Here is a 24,142-nt window from a genome sequence, read left to right on the forward strand (position 1 = left end):
TCACTCGGACAGACTCCCCAGCACCTACCAGGCTCCATGCCACGGAGTTCGCACGCCACACACCGGCCGCGCACGAGGTACCGCACTATGCAGCGCATAGTAGCACTGGATCGGGCGCCGAGCAGCACCCTCGACAAGATTATTAGATGCATCTTTGCCGTGGCCGCCAAACCGCTTTACCACGAGGGCTCCCGCTCGACCTGGGAGAATAAGTTCAGCAGTCAGGCGGACCAACAGTGGTGGGATAATGGTTCGAGTCCCGCCGCGTCGCTCCTCGTCGTTCACCCAGCGGACGAACCGGTGCAAGGGGATGAAATCGTCGTGTGGGAAACCCGCCGCCAGCCGGCCGGCGTCGCCGAGCGGAACGATCCGCTGCACGCCAGCCGAGGCCAGGGCGTCGCGTCCCTCCGACTTACGGTCGGCGGGGAAGACACCCGGTACCGTCGCAATTACCCCACAGCCGGTACAAGGACGGCATCTCCTGGAGCACCTCGAGTTCCTCCCGGACGTCCAGTGGCACCGGTGCGCCCGCCGCGGGATGCGGTTCGGCGTTCGACCGCCAGCTCCGAAACCATCGCTTCGCAGAACCGGCCGGTCTGGGTGGTGTCGGCCTCGACGAAGTCGATGCCCGTATCGGCGCAGCGCCGGTCGAGCACGGGAAGGACGCCGCCCTGCGGCGCGAGCCGCTCGTTGGCCACTTCGATACGCAGCGACTCCAAGCTGTCCGGATCGCGCGCCGCCATCAGCGGGTCGACGTCATCCGCCAGCCTGAGTAACTCACTCAATGCCGCCAGGTCAGCCCTCTCCTGCTGCCTCGAGTCGCAGCCGGCGAGCTGGGCTGAGCTACCCGGCCGGGTTCTGCGACAGTATGCAGTGCGGATTGATTGACTATGCTATGCATAGTGCGACCCACGCAACACGCATCGACAAGCGGGCACCTGTACCGTGCCAAACCCGGTCTCGTGGCGGTGTCCTCCGGCGTGTGCAGGACCCCGCCGATCAGCAAGCTGAAGCCCCAGGTGAGGCGTCGCGGCCCGGTCCGAACAGGACCTCGGTGCCGGGCGCGGCGTTGTGGCGCGTCCGCGGAGACGCACCGCGCGGAGTGGCGGCGAACGGATCGCCTGATGGTCGCGCTGCGCTGCGACTCAGCGATGGTGACCGAGCACGCCGCGTTCTTCATCTCAGAGTCAACCGCCCGGCCAGCCGATCAGGTATTCCAGCGGCCAGGCCGACGCACCAAACCGATACATGAGGAGGACGACCAATGACAGGACGGGTCGAGGGCAAGGTCGCGTTCATCACGGGAGCAGCGCGCGGGCAGGGGCGTAGCCACACTGTCCGGCTGGCCGAGGAGGGCGCCGACATCATCGCGATCGACATCTGCGAACAGATCGAATCGAACCCCTACCCGCTGGCGACGGAGGCCGAGCTCGCCGAGACCGCCGCCCTGGTCGAGAAGCCCGACAGGCGGGTTGTCACGCGGAAGGCGGATGTGCGGGACCGCGCGCAGCTGCGCTCCGCAGTTTAAGCCGGGATCGCCGAATTCGGCCGTGTCGACGTCGTGGTCGCCAACGCCGGCATCCTGCCAATAGCGATGGGCGACCCGCACGCGATGGACTTCATCGACGCCGTTGACGTGGACCTAATCGGTGTGATGAACGCGGTGACCGTCTGCCTGCCACATTTGCCGCCGTACGGATCGATCGTGGTGACGGGCTCGACGGCGGGAATGATGCCGAACACCACCGACAATCCAGCCATGGGTCCGGGAAGCGCGGGCTACGGCTGGGCCAAGCGAGTACTGCCCAAGTACACCGAGCAGCTCGCGCTGCAGCTCGCTCCCGCCTTCCGGCGCGTCAACTGCATCCACCCGACCAACGTCAACACCCATCTGCTGCACAATGACGGCTTGTACAGCGTGTTCCGGCCCGACCTCACCAACCCGACCCGTGAGGACGTCGAGCCCGCCTTCACTCACTTCCAAGCCGTGCCGATCCCGTACGTCGAACCCGTCGACGTCTCCAACGCCGTGCTCTTCTTCGCCTCGGACGAGTCGCGTTACGTGACGGGTCAGCAGCTTCGGGTGGACGCCGGTTCGCTGCTCAAGTTCCCCAACGGCCCGACGGGCTGAGCCGCCGCTCCGGCGACCGCATCCGGAGGAGCCGACGCGACGGAGTTACTCGAGCTGGCGGGCAAGCCCGCAATGATCCCGCGGGGGGACGCGGACTTGGCGACCGTGCTCGCCGAACCCCGGGGGCAGCGATCGGCGGTCTCGCCCCAGCGCCGGGCATGACTGGGACGTGTCTGCCGGGTGGACGACTGCTCGACTCGCCCACTGACGTGGCGCGCGCCCGAGCAGCCCGGCTGCGCCAGCCCCCGCCACCGATTGCACGTCCACCGTCGTACCGACCCACGCGCCGCCACCCAACAGAGTACCTTCCGGTAAAGTTATCTATATGACTTGGGAGGTTCCGTGACTTCAGGTCGATCAGCGGCGCAGGCGACCCGGATGCTCCACTGCAACCTCAACGTAAGATCGATGGTGGCCGCGGCCCCGGTCTACGAGCAGGGCCTCGGCCTGGCGGTACGGATGCGAACCTCGTCGCGGGGAGCCGACGGCGCGGCCATGGGCCTGCCCGGGCCGACCGACAGCGACGTCTGGTTCCTCTACGACCACCGCGGCGGTCGACGCTGCCCGGCGGTGGAGCTGGTCGAATGGAAGTCGCCAGCGACCGAAGGGACGGCATACGACGACCTCGCCGCCGCTGGGATGCAGGCCATCGGCTTCGCGGTGCCGTCGCTCGCGGACACCTCGAAGCGGCTCCTTGACACCGGCGCCCGGGAAACGTCACGCAGCGCACTCGCCGACGGCCGTGTCATGGTCGGAGCCGAGTTCCTCGACGCCGACGGCGTGCGGATCGAGCTGGTCGAGGATCCGTCGGTGCCGGCCCCGACCTTTCGCTACGTGCGGATGAACTGCGCCGACCTGGCCGCAACAACGGGGTGGTACGAGGCGGTCGGCTGGCAGCCGACCCGAAGCCCACTCACGGTGCGATGGAGCGACGCGACGGCCGACGTCGCGATCCAACCTGTCGCGCTGCCGGCCGATCCGGCCTTCGCACTACACCTCACCACGTCACCCGAGGCCGGATCGCCGGACGCCGCCAACCGCCGCGCCCACGACCAAGCACATCACCGCGGGCTGTACCGCATGGCGCTCGCCGTGGACGACCTGCGCGCGGCCGTCGCCGCCGCCCGCGCCGACGGCCGCGTCCTGCCCGGGGAGCCCGCCTACATGGCACTGCCCGGGACCCCACTCGGCGGCCTGTGGGTGTCCTTCTTCACCGACCCCGACGGCGTCACCGTCGAGTTCGTGGAACGACCCGACGTCACCCGATGACGAACCTCGCTGGATATACCACCTGACTTACAATATGAATTTCGATGCGTCGCGCCGTCAAGCGGGCCCATCCCGGGCGAGCATCATGACAGATGGTGACGGCGCTTGCCTTGGCGCAGCGCGGATGTCGACTGGCGGCGATGCGGCTGCTGTGGGCGCCCATCCGACCACCTCTTGATCCTCCCAGCGGGGGTCTTGCCTCGTATTCCTCATGAGGAGTAGGTCCGTCGAGTTCAACCAACTCCTCCTCAGCTGGCTCGACAACGTCCGGTACTAGCCGGTCGACGCGACTAGCCCACCCAGCCCATCGGCGCCGAACTCCGCCAGGACACACGAACAGTGCCGACGGACGCGGGGCTTGTCTGCCGCGTACGCCCACCATGGCGGCACGCCCCGGAGAGGCCTGCGCCAGCGAGGGCGCAGGCCCGGCCGGGCGGTCATCGACCCGGCTCGGCGGGGCCGTCGCTTACCGGGCTGCCATCACTCACGGAGGCGACTCCGCCGGCATCTCGACTGCCATTTCCACCACGATCTTGCCGATGGCGCGGCGGTCGGCGACGTGGCGGAGCGCACCGCTGACGTCCTCCAGCGGGTAGCGGGCCCCGATGTGCGGCCGGACGCGGCCGCCCGCGAGCAGTTCCGCCAGTTCCGCGCGGTCGCGGCGGGCGTCGGCCGGCGCATGCTCGGCGAAGGTCCGGATCTCGAAACCCTTGACGACGACACCCTTCAGGAGGACGAGGTTGAGCGGGATCGCCGGGATCTCGCCGCTGGCGTAGCCGACCGTCACGAAGCGGCCACCCCACCTGGTGGCCCGCAGCGCAGCCTCCGACCATTTCCCGCCAACCGGGTCGATCACGACGTCGGCCCCACCACTTGTGGCGGCCCGGATCGCGTCCCGAAGCGGCTCCCGCTCGTAGTCGATCAACTGTTCGGCGCCCTGCTCCCGGCACACCGCCAGCTTGGCCGGACCGGACGCGGCCGCCACGACCCGCGCGCCGAGGTGCCGACCGAGCTGCACCGCCGCGAGCCCCACCCCGCCGGCGGCCCCGAGGACGACGAGCCAGTCGCCGCTTTCGACCTGGGCGACGGAGCGGAGCGCGTGGTAGGCAGTGAGGTGGCAGACCCAGGTGGCGGCGGCCGTCGTGAGGTCGACGGCGGGCGGGACAGGCGTCAGGGCAGCCTCCGGCACGGCGATGTACTCGGCGAAAGCGCCGCTCATCGCCAGCCCGCAGACCCGGTCACCCGCCGCCGTCCGGGTGACGCCCGGACCGAGCGCCGCGACGACCCCGGCGAACTCGCTGCCCGGGCTGAACGGGACCGGGACCGCCACCTGGTAGCGTCCCGCGATGACCAGCACGTCGGGCAGGTTGACGGCGGCGGCGTGCACCCGCACGAGAACCTCGCCCGGTCCGGGTGGCGGTACCGCGACGTCTTCCACGCCGACCGTCTCGGGCGGGCCGAGGCGCCGGCAAACGGCGGCCCGCATAGTGGGGGCGATGGTCGCGGTCGGCCGGATCGAGCCGGTGGAGCTGACGTTGATGATGGATCCTCCGCCGTCGGTGACCATCCGCTCGCCGAGGAACGCGGCGAGCCGGAACGGGCCTTTGAGGTTCGCTGCGAACGTAGCGGGGTCGACCGCCACACCGGCGGCCTGCCGGGCCACGCTGGCTTCCAGGACGAGCGAGCTTCCAGCGGGCGAGGACGACGTAGTAGTTCGATCCGCTGAAATGCTGGATGGGGCGGTCAGCGCCCGACCCACCGGGGCTCCCGCCGCTCGGCGAAGGCCAACGCGCCTTCTCGGGCGTCCTCGCTGTCGAGGAGTTTTCGCGCCGTCGCCTCGATCTCGGCCCGGCTGACGCCTTCCACCTCGGCGAGCATCAGCGTCTTGGTCGCGGCCACGGCCAGCGGCGCGTTCCGGGCGACAGCACCGGCGAGCCTGATCGCTTCGTCCATCACGTCGGCGGCGGGGACGACCCGGTTGACCAGCCCCGCGGCGAGCGCCCGGTGCGCGTCGATGCTTTCGCCGGTCAGGCCCATCTCCAGCGCCAGTTGCAACGGCACCCGCCTCGGTAGCCGGGTGCCGCCTCCCGCCGCCAGCAGTCCACGGCGAACCTCGGGCATACCAAAGGTGGCATGCTTCGCCGCCACCACGAGATCGCAGGCGAGCACCAGCTCGAAACCCCCCGCCACGGCAGCTCCGTTGACCGCCGCGACGACGGGCTTGGGGTAGACGCGGTGCTGGATCACCTCCAGGCCGGGCCGGCGGTCGTCGACGGCGAACGCCCCGCTGGCGAAGTCCCGCAGGTCCATTCCGGAGCAGAACGCTCTGTCGCCGGCGCCGGTCAGGACCAGGGCGCCGATCTCGGCATCGCGCTCAGCTGCGGTGAATGCCTCACCGAGAGCCGCGATGCTCTCCCCGTCGAGCGCGTTGCGGCGCTCCGGCCGGTTGATCGTGAGAACCGTGACGGCACCGTGGCGGCGGACGTCGACCGTCATCGGACGCCCGCCGGCGATCCGGGGATACGGGGTTCCGGCCACACCCAACTCGTCCACCGCCCGGCCGGCAGGGGGATGGTCGTCGGCATGCTTACTACGACTGCTGGCACCTGAATGGCTCCGTCCGCCGGGCATGGGGTGGCCGGTGGCGACACACGCCACGCTGCTGGTCGATGTCAAAGCGAGTGGGGGGCCGCAGAGCCGCCTTACAGCAGGGCTCCGGCTTCTTTGAGGGCGATGATCTCCTCCCAGCCGAGGCCGAGCTCGAGGCAGATCTCTTCGGTGTGCTGGCCGTGTTCGGGTGCGCGTCGCAGGTCGGGTGGGGTCTCGTCGAACTGGATGGGGCTGGCGACGAGGGAGAACGTCGAGCCGTCGTCGGCTTCCACCGGGCGTAGGTAGCCGTTCTCGACGACCTGGGGGTCCTGGTGGAGTTCGCCGGCGGTCTGGACGGCGGCCCACACCCCCTCGAGCCCGGACAGTGTCTCGCGCCACTCGGCGAGGGGACGGGCGGAGAAGATCGAGCGGATCTCGGTGATGCAGGCGCGGCGGTGGGTGAAGCGGTCGGCCGCGGTCTTGAAACGCGGATCGTCGATCAGGTCGGGGCGTCCGACGAGGGTGGCGAACTCGGGCCAGAACCGGTCGCTCTGCAGCATCACCAGGTTGAGGTACCGGCCATCAGATGTGCGGTAGTAGTTGGTGAGCGGGTTGGGCATGTCGTCGACGTCGAAGCGGGGGATGCCGGCGGAGCCGAGCAGGCCGGCGGCGACGACGTCCGGCGCGAGGTTCCAGGTCGCGGTGCTCAGCAGCGAGACGTCGGTGACGGCGGGTTCGCCGGTGCGTTCCCGCTTGAACAGCGCGGCGGCGATGCCGGCGGCGATCGTGAGGCCGCCCATGATGTCGCCGAAGGCGGGGCGTTGCAGCGGCGGCCACGGGGCGGCCGGTTCGGTGAGGGCGGCCGCGATGCCGCCGCGGGACCAGTAGGAGGCGCTGTCGAAGCCGCCGCGCTGGGCGTCCGGGCCCCGGATACCCTGGCCGGTGCCGCGGGCGTAGATGATGTTCGGGTTGGCAGCGCGGACGTCCTCGACGGTGAGCCGGAGCCGCGCCAGGCTGTCGGCGAGGAGGTTGGTCAGGAAGACGTCGGCCGTGCCGATCAGCTTGAGGAGCAGCTCGCGGCCCTGCTCGGAGGCGATGTCGAGGGCGAGGCTGCGCTTGCCGCGGTTTGGCTGCTCGACGAGGAAGTTGATGCCGCGGCTGTCCTTGGCTCCGACGTTGCCGACGACGAGGCCGCGTTGCGGGTCGCCGGTCTCCGGATGCTCGATCTTGATGACGTCGGCGCCCCAGTCCGCCAGGACCGCGCCGGCCGCGGGGACGAACGTCCACGCGGCCACCTCGACCACGCGGACACCCGCCATCACGTCGCTCATCGTGCAACCTCCCCTGTCGATCGCTCGGCGACTGTCGTGGTGGTCCGGCCGGCGGACCGGTTCGGTCGGCTCGCCGTGACCCGCGGACCCTCGTCCTGCCCGGCAGGCCCGCCGGCCGTGCTCAGGACCCGGGCAAACGCCTTGATCTCGGCGAGGCAGTCGCCGTAGCTGCGGGCCCGTGACTCCACCGTCAGCCAGCTCACGCCCGCCTCGGCGTAGCGGGGAACGGAGTCCGCGAACCGCTCGACGTAGGTCTCGAGATCCCTGCTGCCCGGTGGAACCCTGCCATCCGGTGGGGCGGTGCCCCTCGGTGGGGCCGCGCCCTGGGGCGTGAAGCAGACGTCGAACGGCCCGCTACGGCCGTACTGCCGCCGTAGCTCGGCCAGCTCGGCGATCTTCTCAGTGAGATCGTCCACAGCCTCCAGCGGACTGCTGCCAGTGATGCGCGCCTGGCGCTGCCCCTGCTCGAACGGCAGCCAACCGTCGCCCAGCTCGGCGGCGCGACAGATCGCCCGGCGACTGTTGCCACCGATCCACAACGGAGGACACGGACGCTGCGCAGGCCGGGGCAGCATGACGTGACCATGGGCGGGAAACCTGGGACCATCGTGCTGCACCACCTCGCCGGACCACGCGGCCCGCATGGCGTGCACCGCCGCGTCGAACATCTCCCCGCGGTGGGCGAAGTCGGCGCCGAGCGCCGCGAACTCCGCCTCGTTGTACCCCGCCGCGGCGCCGACGATCAGCCGACCGCCGGACAGCAGGTCCAGGCTCGCGACGGACTTGGCGGCGAGGTACGGGTTGCGATATCCGACGACCAGTACAAAGGTCAGCACCTTGAGCCGCGTCGTCGCCGCCGCCACGAACGACAGAGCCACGAACGGGTCGAAGGCGCGATGGCCCCCGCGCTCCAGCCAGGCCTGCGGCGGGAAGGGGTGATCCGTCGTCGAGAAGGAGTCGAAGCCTGCGTCCTCTGCCGCGGCCGCGACCTCGGCGAGCTGGTGGCCGTCGACCCACGCGTCGTAGTCCGCCACCGCCGCCGTCGGAAACTGGTAGTTGAACCTCACGCGTCGCGCCCGTCCTCCGCGTGCACCACGCTGACGACGTCCTCGCCGTGGCGCCGGACCGTCTCGTCCGCGGCCACCGGGTCGTCGCCGCACGTGGTGACAACGATCCGGCTCACTCCGGCAGCTTCGAGGACGGCTATGTCACGCAGGCGGGCGTCGACGTCCCAGCCGCGGCGGACGTCGAGCATCGGCCGGTTCCTGGCGACCAGGACGTCGACCTCATGTCGACGCCAGTCCTCCTTCGCCGACATCCGGTGGCCACCGTGGCAGGCAGCCGCGACTCCCTCGGGCCAGCCGCTGCCGTCCGGATCGGCGACGGTGATTCGCTGGAGCAATTGCATGCCGACTTCCTTCCGTGGTGCGGGTGGCGGTGCGCGACGTGTCGAAATTCATACCGCAAGCCATGCGGTATGTCCAGCGAGGCTCAACAGCGCCGGTGGTGGATCCGATCGCCCGCGACCAGCTCGATCGCCTGGCGGCGTTGAGGGCCCACGGTTCGTAACGGAGCCAGACCTCACTGTCGACGGCTCGCAACATCCGCGTCGCCGACACCGCCGAGCGACCCGTAGCCATAGACCTTCTCGAGTTATATAGTTAGTCTTACCGGAAGGTACTCCAGGCTAGGGCGACGTGGAGGTGTCCATTGGCAACGGACGTGTACTCGCTGGCTAGTCCCACGCGGACAGCCGTCCTGTTCGTCGAATGTCAGCGCGGCGTGATCGGCGCCGGCGGGGTGCTGCCCGCGCTCACCGAGGCGGCCTGTCCCGTCTTACCGGCGCTGGCCCGGCTCGCCGACGGGGCTCGCGCGGCGGGTGCGCTGGTCGTGCACCTGTTGTACGTGCCCGCCGCCGGCAACCGCTCCTCCAACCGCAAGCCGCCGCTGTTCGGGCACGTCCTCCGACAGATGTCCGACTGGACCGCAGACCACCCCGCGACGCAGGTCGTCGACGAGATCGGCACCCTCCCCGACGATCTGGTGTTCCCGCGGCACTCGGGTCTGTCCCCGACGCACGCGACCGAGACCTTCCACGTCCTGCGCAATATTGGGATCACCACGGCCGTGGTGGCCGGCGGATCGGCCAACATTGCCATACCGGTCGTCGCGACCGAGGCCGCTGACGAGGGGTTCGACGTCGTCATCGCCCGGGACGCGATCTACGGAACGCCGGCCGAGCACACGGCGTCGATGCTCCGCCATACCCTGGCGTTCATTGCCACGATCACGACCGTCGACGAGCTGCTCGCGGCCCTGGCAGCTGCTGAGCCGTCCGCGACGCAGCCCGCCGAAAATGGCGCCGACGAGCACCCGCTCGCGCTTCGCTGACCGGAACCGGATCGCCTCGCGACCGCGTTCGTGCAGGCCAGACGACCCGGACCAGCACCAGGAGGCGGTCGTATGGTTTCACTTACCGATAGCACAACGGTATGACGTTCGGAGGATCTTGCCGTGGACATCGAAGATCTGATCCTAATCAGCGTGGATGATCACGTGATCGAGCCGCCGGACATGTTCGACGGCCGTCTGCCGCAGCGCTACCAGGATCGGGCACCCCACATCGTCAAGGGCCCGGACGGCGGTGACCTGTGGGCGTTCGAGGACATCGTGACGCCGAACGTCGGGCTCAACGCGGTCGCGGGGTGCCCACCGGACGAGTACGGGCTCGACCCGACCCAATACGCGCAGATGCGGCCCGGCTGTTACGACGTGCGCGAGCGGGTCCGGGACATGAGCGCAGGCGGGGTGCTCGGCGGCCTGAACTTCCCGACCTTCCCGCAGTTCTGCGGGCAGCTGTTCATGCGAGCGAAGGACTCCGATCTCGCGTTGGCGTGCGTCCGCGCCTACAACGACTGGCATATCGAGTCGTGGGCCGGCGCCTACCCCGACCGGTTCATCGCGCTGTCCCTGCCCGTGCTGTGGGACCCGCAGCTCGCGGCCGACGAGGTGCGCCGGGTCGCGGCCAAGGGCTGCCACGCCGTCACGTTCTCCGAGAACCCCGCCAAGCTCGGGCTGCCGAGCTTCCACACCCCGCACTGGGACCCGTTCTTCCAGGCGTGCGCCGAGGCGGGCGTCGTCGTCTGCATGCACATCGGCTCATCGTCGAGCATGCTCACGACGTCGGTCGAGGCGCCGCCCGAAGTGATGATCTCCCTGACCCCGGTCAACAGCATGCTGGCGGTCACCGACCTCGTCTTCTCGGGGATATTCACGCGGATTCCGACCCTGCAGATGGCGCTGTCCGAGGGTGGGACCGGGTGGATGCCCTACATCCTGGAACGGGCCGACTACGTCTACCAGCACCACCGCGCCTGGACGTTCACCGACCTCGGCGGCCGGCTACCGAGCCAGGTCTTCCACGACCACATCTGGAGCTGTTTCATCGACGACCCGGTCGGCGTCAAGCTCCGCGACGACGTCGGGATCGACAAGATGATGTGGGAGATGGACTACCCGCACTCCGACTCCACGTGGCCGCACGGCCCGGAAGCGCTGTGGAAGACCCTCGGCGGCGTCCCCGACGACGAGATCAACAAAATTACCCACCGCAACGCGATGCGGGCCTTCTCCTGGGACCCGTTCGCGACCCGGTCGGCCGACCGCGCCACGGTCGCGGCACTCCGCGCCGAAGCAACCGACGTCGACATCTCGGTCAAGAGCATGGGCCGCCGCAAAGCGGAAGCCAGCGGCTCGCTGACGGCGACGCTCGCCGCAGCAGTGTCCCAAGGGCGGGAAAGATAGTTAGCGCGGCCTCCGCCGGAGGCGGGGTCACCAGCGGGCGAACATCTCCTGATGAACCGGCCGTCGCCGGTTACCGAGCCCACCCGACCGAACTTCGCACCGAAGCGACGACGTCCGTATTTCGGTCAGGAGCACGGGTCGCCGCAAGGCCGAGGCCGACGGCTCGGTGACGGCCCGACTTACCGTGGCGGCAACCAAGGGCCGCGGGCCAGAACACCCCAGAGGTGTGGGTGTCAAGCCGCGATCTCGTCGGTGGCGGGTCAGCGGCCAGCGTGACCAGGCTACGGCCGCCGAAGGCGCCACGGCTCGCGGGGCAATGCCACAGGGCTTGCCCCGCGGCAAACGAGACGGCAGTGCCGGGCACTGTCCCCAAATTTTGAGCTCTGCTCAAATCTGGGGTAGGGCGGATCTCGCAGCGACCCCGTACCCCGCATCCCCGTGGTGCCGGCTAGGACGCCGTGTCGTGTGGTTCCCCGTGGGCTGCGAAGCTTCCGCCGCGGGCGACCGCGCCGAGGACCCCGAGATCGACTCCGAGATCCTGTGCGGCCTGCTCGACCGCGCCGACGTCCTTGACGAGGTAGGGCATGGCCTGCTCGACGACCGGCTGCCAGCCCATCGCGTCCACCTTGCCCATGGCGTAGCTGTTGCCGCTGCAGTGCACTACGGCCCCGGCGACCAGTGCGGGGTCGACCCCCATCTCCTCGGCCACCCGCATCGCGTCGACCGTGAGTTGGAGGTTCGCGGCGAACAGCGCGTTGTTGATCAGTTTGATTTTGGTCGCCGTGCCCACCGGACCGGTGGGCACGATCGTTCCCGCGTAGGCGCGCACCGCCGGCGAGCAGGTCTCGATCGCCGCCGCGGTTCCGCCGACGAGGACGGTGAGCCGGCCGGCGAGGATGTCCCCAGCGGTGCCGCTGACGGGCGCGTCGACGACCTCGACGTCGTGGGCCCGGGCGCGGGCGGCGAGGTTTTCCAGGGTCGCCACCTGGCCGGTCGTGTGGTTCACCAGGATCGTCGCGGGGGGCATGGCCGCCAGCAGCCCGCCGTCGCCGGCCGCGATCTCCCACAGTTGCCCGTCGGAGAAGGCACAGACGATGACGATCTCGGCGCTGCGGGCGAGGTCGGGCAGCGAGTCGTGGACGGCCGCGCCGAGATCCGCGAAGCGTGCCGCCACCGCCGCCCGGCGGGCGTACAGGTGGACATTGAGGCCGGCGGCCAGGAGCCGTTCGACCATCGGCCCACCCATCTGGCCGGCGCCGACGAAACCGACCCGCGGGCCGGCGGTCACCCGGCGACTCCCACCCGCGGCCCGGGGGTGAACGCGATCGGGAGGGTGCGCACGGCGTAGACGTCGCCGGCGTCAGCGAACCGCACGACTTCCCCGGAGATGCGGTAGTCCGGGAGGCGCCGGAGGATCTCGTCCATCATGACCCGGAACATGACGCGGGCGTAGTTCGAGCCGAGGCAACGGTGCTTCCCCGCGCCGAACGCGAGGTGGCGGGTCTCGCTCCGGTCGAGGTCGATGTCGTCCGGGTGGTCGAAGACGGCCGGGTCGCGGTTGGCCGCCGCGTACATGAGCAGGACGCGGTCGCCAGCGTGCAGCTCCCGCCCGTGGAATGTGGCGTCCCGGGTCACGATCCGGGCCAGCCCCTGGGTCGGGGTGTCGTGCCGCAGGAACTCCTCGGTAGCGCCGACGAGGAGCTCCGGGCTGTCGGCCAGCCTTTGGCGTAGCGCTCTGTCCTCGTCGAGCCGGACGAGGACGTTGCCGGTGAGGCCGCTGGTGGTGTCCATCCCGCCGAGCAGCATGAGCAGGGCGCATCCGATGACGTCGCCGTCGGGCAGCGGCTCGCCGTCCACGGTGCCCCGCATGATGTCGCTGAACAGGTCGTCGCCCAGGCCGTCGGTCCGGCGGCGGACGATCTCGGCGACGAGACCGCCGTAGATGCTGGTGACCGCCGCCATGGCCTTCGCGGGCTCGGAGCTCCGGTCGTGGACGACCGAGTGGGTCCAGTCGACCCATTCGGGCCACCGGCTTTCGTCCATGCCGAGCAGCTTCAGGATCAGCCGGGCGGGTAGCGGCGTGGTGAGCTGCCCGACGATGTCGGCCTCGCCGGCCTCGATGAAAGTATCGATCAGCTCGGTGCTCATCGTCCTGATCAGGGGCTCGGCGTTCTTCGCCGCGCCGGGAGAGAACCGCGGCAGCAGTATTCTGCGGTACTGCTCCAACTGGGGTGGGTCGATGTCGATGGGAATCATCGGGTCCGGGTTCCCCGCCGTCGGCACACCCTTCTCCGGCGTCGAGCTGAACAGATCCGTGTCCTGGACGGCGTCGAACACCGCCTGGTAGTCCGAGATGAACCAGAACCCGCCCCAGGTGTTCGAGTGCGCGACCGGGCACCGGGCGAGCAGATCCTGGTAGATCTCGTAGTTGTGTTCCCGGAAATAAGCCGAGTGGTGGTCGATGTCCACCTCGGGCCACTGCCGGTCGGTGCTGGCGTCAGGTGCGATGGTCACGGTGCTACTCCTCGTCCGTCTCGATCACGATCGCGTGTTCCGGGCATTGCCGGGCCGCCTCCCGGAAAGCCGCGGGCGAACCTGACTGTGCGGCGCCGGGCCGCACGACGGCCAGGTCCTCCAGATCGAGGAAATCGAACTCGGCCGGAGCCGAGGAAATGCATCGAGCATGCCCCCGGCATCGGGCCGGGTCGACGTAGACTTTCATAAGCCCCTCTTCAGGTATATCGGTTGAGGTCTGGAGAATCATCGACAGAGATCACGGAGGGCCGGCGGTCAGGAGTATGCATCCGCCGATGGGGCCGCCGCCGTTGCCGACGACTGCGACGTGGGGGGGTCGGGGCAGTTGGCGGGGTCCGGCATCGCCGCGGAGTTGGAGGCAGGCTTCGTGCAGGAGGCTGAAGCCGTGGAGCCGGCCGGCGGAGAGCTGCCCGCCGTGGGTGTTCAGCGGCAGTTCGCCGTCGCGCGCGATCCGGTGGCCGTCGGCGACGTACGGGCCGGACTCGCCCGGTCCGCAGAAGCCGAGGGCTTCGAGCCAGAGCAGGGTGAGGATGGAGAAGCCGTCGTAGAGCTGCGCGGTGTCGACGTCGGTCGGTTTGAGGTCGGTGCGTTCCCACATGTGGTCGGCGGCGTCGTGGCAGGCCAGTTGGGTCGGTCCTGGCCATTGGGTCCAGGAGTTGCGGTGCCGCAGTGCGGTCCCGACCGCGTTGACGTGCACGGGTGGGTGCGGTGCGTCGGCGGCGGTGTCGACGTGCGACACCACGAAGGCGGTGGAACCGTCGACGGGGACGTCGCAGTCGTAGAGGCACAGCGGGGTCGAGATCATCCGCGCTGCGAGGTAGTCCGCCATGGTCAACGGCGTGGTGTAGACGGCCTTCGGGTTGTCCGTGGCGTTGCGGCGGCAGGTCAGCGGGATCTGGGCGAGCTGCTCGCGGGTGGTCCCGAACTCGTGGGCGTGGCGGGTGGCCACCAGCGCCAGCCACTGGACGGCGGACAGCGCGCCGGCGGGCATCAGCCACTCCAGGGGCGGGCCGACCTCCCGCAGCGGGCTGGCGCCGCCGCGTCCTCCCACCTGGCTGCTCGACTCGGTGACCGTCCGGTAGACCAGCACGTGGCGGGCCAGGCCGGTCGCGACCGCCAGGCAAGCGTTGATCACGGCCTGGATCTGGGCCGCTCCCTCCGGGCCGCCCGAGTGCCAGTTCAGCCGCAGCCGCAGCGCCTCCTGCACGACCGGGGTACCGGGGCCGGTGAACCCGGGCGTCGCGGGCAGGTCGCCGCCGGGGTAGGTGGACAGGCCGTCGATGTCGGCGAAGGTCAGCCCGGCGTCGTCGACTGCTTCCCGCGCAGCTTCCAACGTGAGGTCGAGGTCGCTGCGTCCGAGCCGCCGTCCGACCGCGGACTGCCCGATCCCGCGGATGACGGCCCGGCGTTCCAGCGGTTCGTTCACAGGTTCTCCTGGTTCGCGGGCTCGGTGACCCGCGGGCTCACCGGCGCCGGTGTGAAGCAGGGGACCCACACCTGGTCGGACATCTTGATGAAAGCGACCGCCACCGGCATGTCGATGGTGACGTCGGCCGCGGCGACGTCCACGAGGCGCGCCATGAGGCGGACGTCGGCCTGCTCTTCGAGCTGGACGAGGGCGAGGCAGTAGGGCGCCAGTCCGGGCACGAAAGTCTGCACGGCGACGGTGAACGAGTAGACGGTGCCGCGGCCCGACAGCGCCGCCGCCGCGACGTGCGCCGACCCGCAGCCGGGGCAGTACGGAGAAGGTTGGTGCACGATGTAGGAGCAGTCGGCACAGCGCATCATGCGCAGCACACCGTCCCGGCCGGACGCCCAGAAGAACTCGCTGTCCGTCGAACGCGCCGGCAGCGGGAAAGGCGGCGGCGTCGCCGGCAGGTCGAAATACGCTGCGGCGAGGCCGGGGTCGAGCTGCATCAGGTCGGACCGAGCACCGGCGCCCGGGTGGTGGGGCGGCCTGGAGTTCCCGTTCATCCACGCACTCCTCTCGTTGCGAGGCTGTTTCGTCGAATTCTCCGGCCGGCCCGGGGGCCGTCTCGCGGTCATTCGTGAGGGTTGTGAGCCGTGAACCCTGGACGCGCTCGCCCAGCCTTCGTCGACCCGCGTCCGTTTTTCGCCGGGCGCGGGGCCGAGGCCATCCGCGCCGGTGTCAGCGGCGGATGTTCATTCCGGCGTCGGGGGTGAGGACGCTGCCGGTGTAGTAACGCCCGGCGTCGGAGATCAGGAAGAGGATGGTTTCGCTGACGTCCTTCGGCTCGATCATCGGCACGCCGGGCAGGGCGGTCTGCATCGCGTTGACGAGGTTCGGCGCCGCTGCGATCACGTTGAACAGCTCGGGGTTCTCGGTGACCATCGGCGTGTTGCAGTTGGTCGGCGCGACCCCGTTGACGCGGATATTGTACTGTGCTAGGTAGTTTGCGTAGGTGCGGACGAGCCCGGTGACGCCGAGCTTGGCGACGGTGTAGGCGTCGTCCCCGCCCCGGCCGCTCCCGACGCACAGGAGCGCGGCCATCGAGCTGGTGGCGACGATGTTGCCGCCCTGACCCCGCTCGATCAGGTGCGGGACCGCGACCTGGATCGTGTTCCAGACGCCGGTGAGCATGACGTCGATGCCGACCTGCCACGCCTCGGCGGCGTCCCGTTCCTTCGTGTTGCTCAGGACGATCCCGGCGTTCGCCAGCACGGTGTCGATGTGCCCGAACTCGGCGACGCCGGCGTCGAACGCGGCCTGCAGGCCGGCCCGGTCACGGACGTCGACATGGCTGGCGAGCATCCGCCGGCCGGCCTTCTCCACCAGCCGGACCGTCTCCTCAAGGTCCGCGGGGGTGGCCAGCGCGTAGGGCACGACGTCGATCTGCCGGCAGATGTCGATGCCGACGATGTCCGCTCCCTCTTCGGCGAAGGTCACCGCGTGGGAGCGGCCCTGGCCGCGGGCGGCCCCGGTGATGAAGACGACCCGTCCCTCGAGCTTGCCCATTGATCTTCCGCCTTTCTGTCGGCGCCCGCCGCCGCGGGCCGGGCGCCTTGCCGATGGACCTGACCTCCACGCGGCCAGCGTGCGCCGCAGGAGCTGCTGAGGAGGAGTACTCAACCGGCGCGTGCCGGTGGGAGCTGAACACCCAGGTAGGCGGCTTCCAACCGGTCCGGGGCGTCCTTCAGCTCCGCCGCGGGGCCGGCGACCGCCACCTCGCCGTGGATCATGACGATGGCGTGGTCTGCGACCTCGAGAGCCAGGTGGACGTGCTGTTCGACGAGGACGACGAGGGCGTCGGCCGTGTCGGCGATCCGGCGCACGACGGGGAGCAGGCTCTCGACGACCCGGGGTGCGAGTCCCATGCTCATCTCGTCGACGAGCAGGACCCGCGGTTTCTGGACGAGGGCGCGGGCGACGGCGAGCATCTGCTGCTCACCGCCGGACAGCGCGCCGGCGGCCAGGTTCCAGCGGGCGACGAGTCCGGGGAACAGGTCGGCGACAGCGTCGTCGTCGGGGCCGCCGCGGCGACGCGCGAGGGTGAGGTTCTCCCGGACGGTGAGCGTGGTGAACAGGGCCCGGCTGTCCGGGACGAGCACGACGCCGGCCCGGTTGGCCGTCACCGGCCGCCCGCTGGGCAGCGGTGTGCCCTCGATCAGGACCTCGCCGCCGAGGCGGGGGAGCAACCCGGCGATCGTCTCCAGCAGCGTCGTCTTGCCGGCGCCGTTCGGCCCGAGGATCGCGAGGACCGATCCCGCCTCGGCGGACAGGTTGACGTCGCGGACGGCGACCACCCGGCCGTGCCCGGCGACGACCCCCCGGCACTCCAGTCGCGTCACGCTTCCACCTCCTGGCGGGCGTGGGTGGCGCCCAGGTAGGCCTCGGTCACGGCCTGGTCGGCGCGTATCTCGGTGGGGTGGCCGGAGGCGATGACGGTGCCGAAGTTAAGGACGTGGACGCTGTCGCACAGGTTGAGGACGAGGTCCATGTCGTGGTCGACGAGGACGACCGTCACGCCGCTGCCGCGGACGGCCCGTAGCCGCCCGGCGAGCCAGGCGCTCTCGGTCGTGTCGAGGCCGGCCGCCGGTTCGTCGAGGAGCAGGAGCCGGGGGCTGCTGACGAGGGCCCGTCCGATCGAGACGAGTTGGCGTTGGCCCTGGGACAGCTCGCCGGCGGGGCGTTCGCGCATGTCGTCGAGGCCGAGCAGGGCGAACACCGCATCGACGGCGGTGTCGGGTCTGCGGCCGGTGGACCGGCCGGCCGCCCGGGACCAGCTAGCTCGGTTGGCCAGTGCGCGCAGTGTCCGGGGGGCGGTGGCGGCGAGCCCGACAGTAATGTTTTCGCCGACGGTGAGGTCGTCGTACAGCTCGATCGCCTGGAAGGTGCGCCCGAGGCCGGCGCGGACGCGTTCGTGGGGTTTGCGCCCGTCGAGGGGACGGCCGTCGAGGAGCACGGACCCGGTGTGACCGGTGAAGCCGCTGATCGCGTCGATCAGGGTCGTCTTTCCCGCGCCGTTCGGCCCGATCAGCCCGACGATCGCGCCTTCGGTCGCATCCAGGGTCACGTCGCTGACCGCGACGACTCCGCCGTAGCGGACCCCGACCCCGTGCAGCTGGAGGAGCGGGACCGCGGGCGGTGCGGGCGGGCCGGACCCGTTCGCCGCGGCGCGGCCGGCGGGGATGGCTTCGTCGGCGGGTGCGCGCGGGGTGGCGACGACTGCGCCCACGGAGGCGGGGGCGGTGGCGATGGCGTCGGCCGCTTGCTCCTCGGCCGCCGCTGCCGCCGTGACGGGCGCGGCTGCCGCGGTGGCGGGGGCATTGTCCCCGGCCGTCGCGGGCGTACCCGCCGCCTCCCCGGCTGGTGTGTCCGCCGCTGCCGGGTCTTCGGTGACTGCGCCGCCGGTCGGCCTGCTGACTCGGGCTCTGCTGTCCACGCGGTCGACGAGTGTGTGGAGCGGCCGGGTGGGGCCTTCGGGGTTGGCGGGGAACGTGCCTGCGGCTGCCGTGTCGGCGGCTTCCGGCGTGCTGGCCCGGGTGCTGGTTCGGGCGATGCGGAGTCGGTCGGCCAGCGTGTGGAAGGGTCCGACGATGCCTTCGGGGTTGGTGAGGACCGTGATGATGAGCAGGAGGCCGGTGATGGCTTCGTACCAGAAGCCGACCGTGAGCAGGTGGTCGAGGACGGCGTAGGACAGCCCGCCGGCGGCGAGGAGCCCGGCGAGGACACCGCCGCTGACCGAGGTGATGCCGGCGAGGTAGACGGTGGCGAACAGGCCGAGCCCGGTGATGGCGTCGAAGGAGTCGTAGGTGACAGTCGTCTGTTTGTAGGCGAGGAGGGAGCCGCCGATGCCGGCGATGAATGCGCCGATGGCGAAGCCGGCGAGCTTGGTGCGGGCGACGTCGACGCCGGCGGCGGCGGCGGCGCGTTCGTTGGCCCGGACCGCGAGCATCGCCGAGCCGAGCCGGCTGGTCCGCAGCCGGGCGACACCGAACGCGACGACGACCAACGTGGCCAGGCAGAGCAGGCAGAAGCCGAGGCGAGGGTAGGCGCTGCCGGTGCCGACCCGCAGGTTCAGGCCGAACAGCGACGGCCCGGCTACCTTGGCGCCCTGGCCGCTGCCGTTGAGGTCGTTGTTCTTGAACCACAGCGCTTCGAGCCCGACGGCCAGGGCGAGGGTGACCACGCCGACGCTCAGACCACGGATCCGCAGCGCCGGCAGGCCGACGACGACGCCGATGACGGCGGCGGCGACGGCGGCCAGCAGCGGGGCGAGCGGGAAGGGCACGCCCCAGCCGTCGGTGAGGTTCGAGAGCAGGAAACCGGCGGCGCCGGCGAGGGTCAGCTGGGCGAGCGACACCTGCCCGACGTAGCCGGTGACCACGACCAGGGACAGGCAGACGATCGCCATGATGATGCTGGTGAGCAGGGCGGCGCGCCAGGTGCCGTGCAGCGCGAGCAAGCCGGCGACCCCCACCGCCACGGAAAGCCCGGTCGGGCGGACGAGGCCCCGGGGCCGGGGGGCCCGCCCCAGGGTTTGCCGGATCAGAGTGCCCCGGCTGGGCAGCGGCTGCCCACGCACGACGAGGACCGCCACGATCAGGATGAGGGGCACCAGCTCCGCCAGTCCCGAGGACGGCAGCCAGCTGAACCGGCTCTGCAGGTAGGTGGCTTCCGAGGAGAGCATCCCGATCGCCACACCCGCCAGGACGGCCGGCAGCAGCGAGGTGAACCGACCAATCAGGGCGGCGGCGAGCGCGGGGACGATGAACAGCGTGTAGGAGACCGGCACCAGCGGCACGATCGGCGCGATGAGGATGCCGCCGAGGCCGGCGACCGCACCGCTGACCATCCAGTTGAGCGCCGCGATGCGGTCAGGGGAGATGCCGCTGACGACCGCGCCCTTCTCGGTCTCGGCCGCGGCCCGGGTGGCCAGGCCGAACCGGGTGTAACGAAACAGACCGGCGACAGCGAGCGCGACCATGACGATCGTGACGGCGAACCACACCCGGTCGGCGGGCACCCGGACGCCCCCGACGGAGTAGCTGCCGCTCGGGAAGATCGCGTCAGCCGAGACCGGGGTGGTGCCGAGCCGCTGCGCCATCACCGCCTGCAGCAGCACCATGACCCCGAGAGAGGCCACGGCGCGGGCGACGGGCGGCGCGGTCCGCAGCGGCCGGAACACGAGCAGATAGAGCAGCAGCCCCCCGACCGCCGCCACCACAAGCGCGACGGCTGCGGCCGGGAAAAAACCGAGGGGGCCGCCGAGACCGACGGTGCTCGGCAGTCCGGGGACGAGCAGCACCAGCTTCCCCTGCCGGAGGAAAGCGTAGGTGTACGCCGTGTACAACGCGACCGCGCCGGTCGCGAAGTTGATGACGCCGGAGCTGCGGTAGGTGACGACCAGCGCCAAGGCCAGCGAAGCGAACGCCGCGCCGTTACCCAGACCGAGAAGTAGGAACAGGAGGTACTGCGTCATCGCCTAGCCGACCCTTCTCGACGGCCCCCGGTACCTCACTGCTGGTACAGGTCGGAGGGGTCGAGCTTGACGTAGCTGGTCGGATTCCCCTCCTTCGTCAACGCCGTGACCAGGCTGCCGTCCGAACACAGCGCCGGCAGGAACGTAACCGGCGACTTGCCGCAGGTGAACGGAATGCCCCCGGAGACGGGCAGCAGCGCGTTGGTCGTGGACTTCAGCCCCGTCACGATCGTCGCGGGTGTCACCTCACCGGTGAGCCCGGCCAGGCCGCGGGCGAATCCGAGCACCACGGCGTACCCGCCGATCGCCAGGCCGTTGCGGGGGCTGGCGGGGGCGTACTTGTCCAGGATGGCGTTGAAGAGCTGGTAGTCCGGATCGCTGGTGGCGACGTTGTTCGTGGTGATGAGCAGCTTGCCCGCGAGGCCGTCCGGGACGGCCTTCACCACGGACGGGTCGATCTCCTGCTGGAGAACGAAGGTCGGCTTGGTGATACCCAACGTCTCCATGGCCTTGAGGGACGACACCGCTGTCGCCGGGTTCCCGATGATCCAGTAGACGTCCGGCTTCTTCTGCTCCGCGCTGGTAAACAGCGGAGTGAGGTCCGGCGAACCGGGCGCCGCATAGCTCGCGCTGAACGCGATACCCGCCTTGGCGAACGGCGGCTTGAACAGTGCGTCAATGGAGGCCCGCAGCGTCGGCACGTCGATCACTACCACCGCGATGCTCTTGTACCCCTTCTGTTGCGAGTACTTCGCAGCCCCACCCGCGATCGCGACCGAGGTACCGGTCAGGCTGAACGCCGTCTTCCCCATGAGTTCCGCCGCACTCGATGGCTGATAGGCGACATAGGGGATACCAGCGGCGATGATCGGCGGAGCCACCGCGTTACCCTGACCGGAAACGTTGAGCAGCACCGCGGCCACCTTCTGCGAGACCATCTGGTTGCCACAGTCTGCCGCGCCCGCCGGCGTGTTCGACGTCTGGCACACCACAAGCTCCAGCGGCCGACCCGCAACACCACCGAGATAGTCGTTCACATACGAGGCTGCAGCCTTCGCCGCCGGTAGTTCGACGCTGTCGTCCACCGCCGAACTACGCCCGTCGGTGATGAAACCGACCGACACCGGCGCACCCGCCGCCTTTTTCACGTTACCTAACAGAGCCTGGGACGCGGCGCTGCTGGCTGTCGCCTTGGCGCCGCCTGCGGCGCCGGAGCCGCTGCCCCCGCTGCTGCCGCACGCCGCGACCAGCACGGCCAACGACACGACGGACGCCAACGTGGCGGCCGCTCTCCACGGACGCGTTCGGGTGGGGAGTGAACCCGCTGGAGAACCTAGCGCTGCCTGCTGTCTCATCGCTGCCCTTCCGGTGGTCGTGGGGATCCCTGGAGCGACGGATGTGGCCGTGCCATCCGCCAGCACCCGGCCCGCGGGTGTCGAATGACGCACGGTAACCGGACGTCGAGCGTTCGCCAGCCATGCCGATCTGCTTATCGCTATGCTTGCGGTATGTTCAACGATAAGGCCGTCCGGGTCAAGTCTCCGCGGAGCGGCCGCCGACCCGACTGTCCTGCGGCTCCCGCCGCCACGAAGCCTGGACAGGCGACCGTCACTGCAGCCACCGGCCTCGGGGGAGGGCAGGAGAAGATCGGTCGGGGGTCGCCTGTGCCCGGCGGGGGGAACGTCAGTCGGCCTGGCCGCCCATGGACTCCACGACCGTGGCGACAGCGCCGCGCAGCAGCAGCCGTAGACCGAGCCCGAACTGCTCGTCATCCAGGGAGACGATCGCCTCCGGCTTCGGCAGGCTGTGCAGCACCGGGTAGTCGTCGGGATCAAGCTGGGCGAAGCTGACCGGCGTCTCCTCGCGCAGGGCCGGGTCGACCTCAGCGGCTTCCCGACGCAACCCGTGTTCGACGATGACGAAACCCAACGTGTAGTTCAGGCACGCGGCGCGCAGGCCCTCCGCCCGCTGCGACGCCGCACCGCCGCCGGTGAACGCCTCGAGCTCCAGGGCGAGGCGGCCCCGCCGGACCCCGGCCGCCTCCCAGCGTGCCGTCACCATGCCCGGGTCATAGGCGAGCAGCTCGAGGTAGGCGGGCGCGCGGCGCAGCTCCTGGCGGTAACAGGTGTAATACCGCTCGACCTCGGCCACCCAGGGCCCGGCCCCGACCTCCGGAAGGCGGTCGAAGAAGTCGCCGGCGAGCCGGTCGACCAGCGCCTCGAGGAGATCGGCCTTGCTGCGGAAGTACCAGTAGATGCTCGTGACGCCGGCACCGAGTTGACGGGCCAGCAGCGGCATGCTCAGCGACTCCAGCCCGTCGCGCTCGACGAGAAGCTGGGCGGCATCCAGAATCTCGGTCTCGCTGAGCGAGCCTCGCGCCCGCCGGGGCGACTCGCGCCGCTGACCACCGCCGCTCGGCGGCCTCGTCATCGGGTGCGTCCCCGACCCGTCGGGAGCATGTGGCGTGGACGGTGTCCACGCCACAGCCCGTACTCCGCGCAGATCCCGTCGACGATCAGATTCAGTCCAAACCGGAACTGGGCGTCGTCCAACTGCTGCCCCCTGCGGACGGCGGGCGTCCCTCGGTCGGCGCCGACCGAGGTGCCGTCGCCGTCGTCAGCCACCGTGCTGCGGTATCCGTGTTCGAGGATGACGAACCCGTTCGTGTACTGGGCACACGACATGTACACCTGCGCCGCCACGTCCGGGGTCAACCCGGCCTCGACCAGCAGCTCCAGGCCGGCCTCCAGTCGACGGATCATCGCCCGCGCGACGATCGAGCGGCTGAACGCGAAGCGAGTCCGGAAGGTAAGGATCTCCCGGTACACCGGCACCCGGTCCAGCAGCTCCCGGTAGGCGGCGAAATACTCGACGAACTCGTAGTCCCAGCTTCCGTCACCGACCGGGGGAAGGCCGCGGAAGTGCTGCCGGGCGGCCCGGTCGGTGAGCGCCTGCAGCAGGTCGTCCTTGTTCCGGAAATACCAGTAGATGCTGGTGACGCCCGAGTTCAGCTCCTTGGCGACCACCGGCATGCTCAACTCGGCGAGACCGCGGTCCTCGACGATCCGCTGAGCGGCGTCGAGGATCTCGTCGCCACTCAGCGAGCCCCGCGCGCGCCGCGGCGGACGCCGGACCTGCCGATCATCGTTGGCCACACCGTCCACCCGCCTCGAGCGTTCCGGGTCGCCAGCCGAGCCGGACGTCCCGTCCGGTCCAGGCAGCAACGTCACATCCTTACCGTAAAGCCTACCGTAGCGCTCCGACACGTTGGGGTGAACTCGACGGGCTTCGGTAGCGCCCCGGCGCCGCGGATGACCTGCTCCGGGCGGGGCGGCGCCGCCCCGCCCGCCGGTCGCCGTCGACTCGGCCCGCCGACCCCGCCCGGGCTCGACCACGGCCGTGCGTTGACCAGTCCCGCGCCGTCTCGTAGGGTCATCTGGTAAGCATTACCGGATAGATGACCAGATGGATCGGCGTGCGGCGGTGCCGCTCCGGGGGCCAGCCGGACCCGTACATCGACGGTTGCCTGGCGATCGTCG

General features: G+C 70.3%; 21 protein-coding genes and 1 pseudogene. 4 read left to right on the forward strand and 18 right to left on the reverse strand.

Annotated elements, in window-relative coordinates:
* Positions 1-24: 24 nt before the first annotated feature.
* Both U9983_RS27845 and U9983_RS12490 read right to left on the reverse strand, forming a co-directional pair.
* Positions 25-540 (reverse strand): acyl-CoA reductase, encoded by a 516-nt coding sequence (locus tag U9983_RS27845; RefSeq protein ID WP_416211381.1) that lies wholly within the window; start codon positions 538-540, stop codon positions 25-27.
* Complete coding sequence (locus tag U9983_RS12490; RefSeq protein WP_322754179.1) at positions 450-785, reverse strand: hypothetical protein; 336 nt, start codon at positions 783-785, stop codon at positions 450-452. Before U9983_RS12490 ends, U9983_RS27845 begins: the two co-directional genes overlap by 91 nt.
* A gap of 479 nt (positions 786-1,264) precedes the next feature.
* On the opposite strand from U9983_RS12490, the pseudogene U9983_RS12495 reads away from it, so the two are divergent.
* Both U9983_RS12495 and U9983_RS12500 read left to right on the forward strand, forming a co-directional pair.
* Positions 1,265-2,131: pseudogene (locus U9983_RS12495) on the forward strand (mycofactocin-coupled SDR family oxidoreductase).
* A 342-nt stretch (positions 2,132-2,473) separates the two neighbouring features.
* Complete coding sequence (locus U9983_RS12500) at positions 2,474-3,400, forward strand: VOC family protein (protein ID WP_322754180.1); 927 nt, start codon at positions 2,474-2,476, stop codon at positions 3,398-3,400.
* A 484-nt stretch (positions 3,401-3,884) separates the two neighbouring features.
* Here U9983_RS12500 and U9983_RS12505 read toward each other — a convergent pair whose 3' ends face one another.
* The 5 genes from U9983_RS12505 to U9983_RS12525 all read right to left on the reverse strand — a co-directional run bounded on the left by U9983_RS12505 (position 3,885) and on the right by U9983_RS12525 (position 8,728).
* Positions 3,885-4,886: an NADPH:quinone oxidoreductase family protein gene (locus U9983_RS12505; protein ID WP_416211382.1), complete on the reverse strand. Its 1,002-nt coding sequence runs from the start codon at positions 4,884-4,886 to the stop codon at positions 3,885-3,887.
* Between the two features lie 257 nt (positions 4,887-5,143).
* On the reverse strand, positions 5,144-5,938 hold the full coding sequence (locus tag U9983_RS12510) for an enoyl-CoA hydratase-related protein (protein WP_322754182.1): 795 nt from the start codon (positions 5,936-5,938) through the stop codon (positions 5,144-5,146).
* A gap of 164 nt (positions 5,939-6,102) precedes the next feature.
* The gene (locus U9983_RS12515) at positions 6,103-7,320 is read right to left on the reverse strand and encodes a CoA transferase (protein ID WP_322754183.1); all 1,218 of its coding nucleotides are present in this window, start codon (positions 7,318-7,320) and stop codon (positions 6,103-6,105) included.
* Positions 7,317-8,387 carry an LLM class F420-dependent oxidoreductase gene (locus U9983_RS12520; protein WP_322754184.1) on the reverse strand — a complete coding sequence of 357 codons (1,071 nt, stop codon included), beginning with the start codon at positions 8,385-8,387 and terminating at the stop codon, positions 7,317-7,319. Before U9983_RS12520 ends, U9983_RS12515 begins: the two co-directional genes overlap by 4 nt.
* On the reverse strand, positions 8,384-8,728 hold the full coding sequence (locus U9983_RS12525; protein ID WP_322754185.1) for a hypothetical protein: 345 nt from the start codon (positions 8,726-8,728) through the stop codon (positions 8,384-8,386). Before U9983_RS12525 ends, U9983_RS12520 begins: the two co-directional genes overlap by 4 nt.
* 302 nt (positions 8,729-9,030) lie before the next feature.
* Here U9983_RS12525 and U9983_RS12530 point away from each other — a divergent pair, with 302 nt between their 5' ends.
* Both U9983_RS12530 and U9983_RS12535 read left to right on the forward strand, forming a co-directional pair.
* Positions 9,031-9,711, forward strand: a complete 681-nt coding sequence (locus tag U9983_RS12530; protein ID WP_322754186.1) for an isochorismatase family protein — start codon at positions 9,031-9,033, stop codon at positions 9,709-9,711.
* A gap of 123 nt (positions 9,712-9,834) precedes the next feature.
* Complete coding sequence (locus U9983_RS12535; protein WP_322754187.1) at positions 9,835-11,124, forward strand: amidohydrolase family protein; 1,290 nt, start codon at positions 9,835-9,837, stop codon at positions 11,122-11,124.
* A gap of 448 nt (positions 11,125-11,572) precedes the next feature.
* On the opposite strand, the gene U9983_RS12540 is transcribed toward U9983_RS12535, so the two are convergent.
* From U9983_RS12540 to U9983_RS12590, 11 genes are all read right to left on the reverse strand, one after another.
* Positions 11,573-12,412, reverse strand: coding sequence for an NAD(P)-dependent oxidoreductase (locus tag U9983_RS12540; protein ID WP_322754188.1), 840 nt, complete (start codon positions 12,410-12,412; stop codon positions 11,573-11,575).
* A complete protein-coding gene (locus U9983_RS12545; RefSeq protein WP_322754189.1) occupies positions 12,409-13,638 on the reverse strand; it encodes a cytochrome P450 in 1,230 nt (409 codons plus the stop codon). The genes U9983_RS12540 and U9983_RS12545 overlap by 4 nt, the downstream gene beginning before the upstream one ends.
* A gap of 4 nt (positions 13,639-13,642) precedes the next feature.
* Positions 13,643-13,846 carry a ferredoxin gene (locus tag U9983_RS12550; protein WP_322754190.1) on the reverse strand — a complete coding sequence of 68 codons (204 nt, stop codon included), beginning with the start codon at positions 13,844-13,846 and terminating at the stop codon, positions 13,643-13,645.
* A gap of 51 nt (positions 13,847-13,897) precedes the next feature.
* Complete coding sequence (locus tag U9983_RS12555) at positions 13,898-15,085, reverse strand: thiolase family protein (RefSeq protein WP_322754191.1); 1,188 nt, start codon at positions 15,083-15,085, stop codon at positions 13,898-13,900.
* Complete coding sequence (locus U9983_RS12560) at positions 15,082-15,633, reverse strand: Zn-ribbon domain-containing OB-fold protein (protein WP_322754192.1); 552 nt, start codon at positions 15,631-15,633, stop codon at positions 15,082-15,084. The genes U9983_RS12555 and U9983_RS12560 overlap by 4 nt, the downstream gene beginning before the upstream one ends.
* A 175-nt stretch (positions 15,634-15,808) precedes the next feature.
* Positions 15,809-16,636: a mycofactocin-coupled SDR family oxidoreductase gene (locus U9983_RS12565; protein WP_322754193.1), complete on the reverse strand. Its 828-nt coding sequence runs from the start codon at positions 16,634-16,636 to the stop codon at positions 15,809-15,811.
* 110 nt (positions 16,637-16,746) lie between these two features.
* Entirely contained in the window at positions 16,747-17,469 is a 723-nt protein-coding gene (locus U9983_RS12570) for an ABC transporter ATP-binding protein (protein WP_322754194.1), read from the reverse strand.
* Positions 17,466-20,603 (reverse strand): branched-chain amino acid ABC transporter permease/ATP-binding protein, encoded by a 3,138-nt coding sequence (locus U9983_RS12575; RefSeq protein ID WP_322754195.1) that lies wholly within the window; start codon positions 20,601-20,603, stop codon positions 17,466-17,468. Before U9983_RS12575 ends, U9983_RS12570 begins: the two co-directional genes overlap by 4 nt.
* A gap of 35 nt (positions 20,604-20,638) precedes the next feature.
* A complete protein-coding gene (locus U9983_RS12580) occupies positions 20,639-21,880 on the reverse strand; it encodes an ABC transporter substrate-binding protein (RefSeq protein ID WP_322754196.1) in 1,242 nt (413 codons plus the stop codon).
* A 406-nt stretch (positions 21,881-22,286) separates the two neighbouring features.
* Positions 22,287-23,033 (reverse strand): TetR/AcrR family transcriptional regulator, encoded by a 747-nt coding sequence (locus tag U9983_RS12585; protein ID WP_322754197.1) that lies wholly within the window; start codon positions 23,031-23,033, stop codon positions 22,287-22,289.
* A complete protein-coding gene (locus U9983_RS12590) occupies positions 23,030-23,827 on the reverse strand; it encodes a TetR/AcrR family transcriptional regulator (protein ID WP_322754198.1) in 798 nt (265 codons plus the stop codon). The genes U9983_RS12585 and U9983_RS12590 overlap by 4 nt, the downstream gene beginning before the upstream one ends.
* Positions 23,828-24,142 lie beyond the last annotated feature (315 nt).

Origin of the sequence: Protofrankia sp. Cas3 (assembly GCF_963555955.1) — a bacterium.
GTDB lineage: Bacteria > Actinomycetota > Actinomycetes > Frankiales > Frankiaceae > Protofrankia.

Excerpts from the sequence above, each read along its gene's own strand:
- U9983_RS12505 (WP_416211382.1), bottom strand. The coding sequence starts at position 4,886 with ATGCGGGCCGCCGTTTGCCGGCGCCTCGGCCCGCCCGAGACGGTCGGC.
- U9983_RS12515 (WP_322754183.1), bottom strand. The coding sequence starts at position 7,320 with ATGAGCGACGTGATGGCGGGTGTCCGCGTGGTCGAGGTGGCCGCGTGG.
- U9983_RS12525 (WP_322754185.1), bottom strand. The coding sequence starts at position 8,728 with ATGCAATTGCTCCAGCGAATCACCGTCGCCGATCCGGACGGCAGCGGC.
- U9983_RS12550 (WP_322754190.1), bottom strand. The coding sequence starts at position 13,846 with ATGAAAGTCTACGTCGACCCGGCCCGATGCCGGGGGCATGCTCGATGC.
- U9983_RS12560 (WP_322754192.1), bottom strand. The coding sequence starts at position 15,633 with ATGAACGGGAACTCCAGGCCGCCCCACCACCCGGGCGCCGGTGCTCGG.
- U9983_RS12565 (WP_322754193.1), bottom strand. The coding sequence starts at position 16,636 with ATGGGCAAGCTCGAGGGACGGGTCGTCTTCATCACCGGGGCCGCCCGC.
- U9983_RS12575 (WP_322754195.1), bottom strand. The coding sequence starts at position 20,603 with ATGACGCAGTACCTCCTGTTCCTACTTCTCGGTCTGGGTAACGGCGCG.
- U9983_RS12585 (WP_322754197.1), bottom strand. The coding sequence starts at position 23,033 with ATGACGAGGCCGCCGAGCGGCGGTGGTCAGCGGCGCGAGTCGCCCCGG.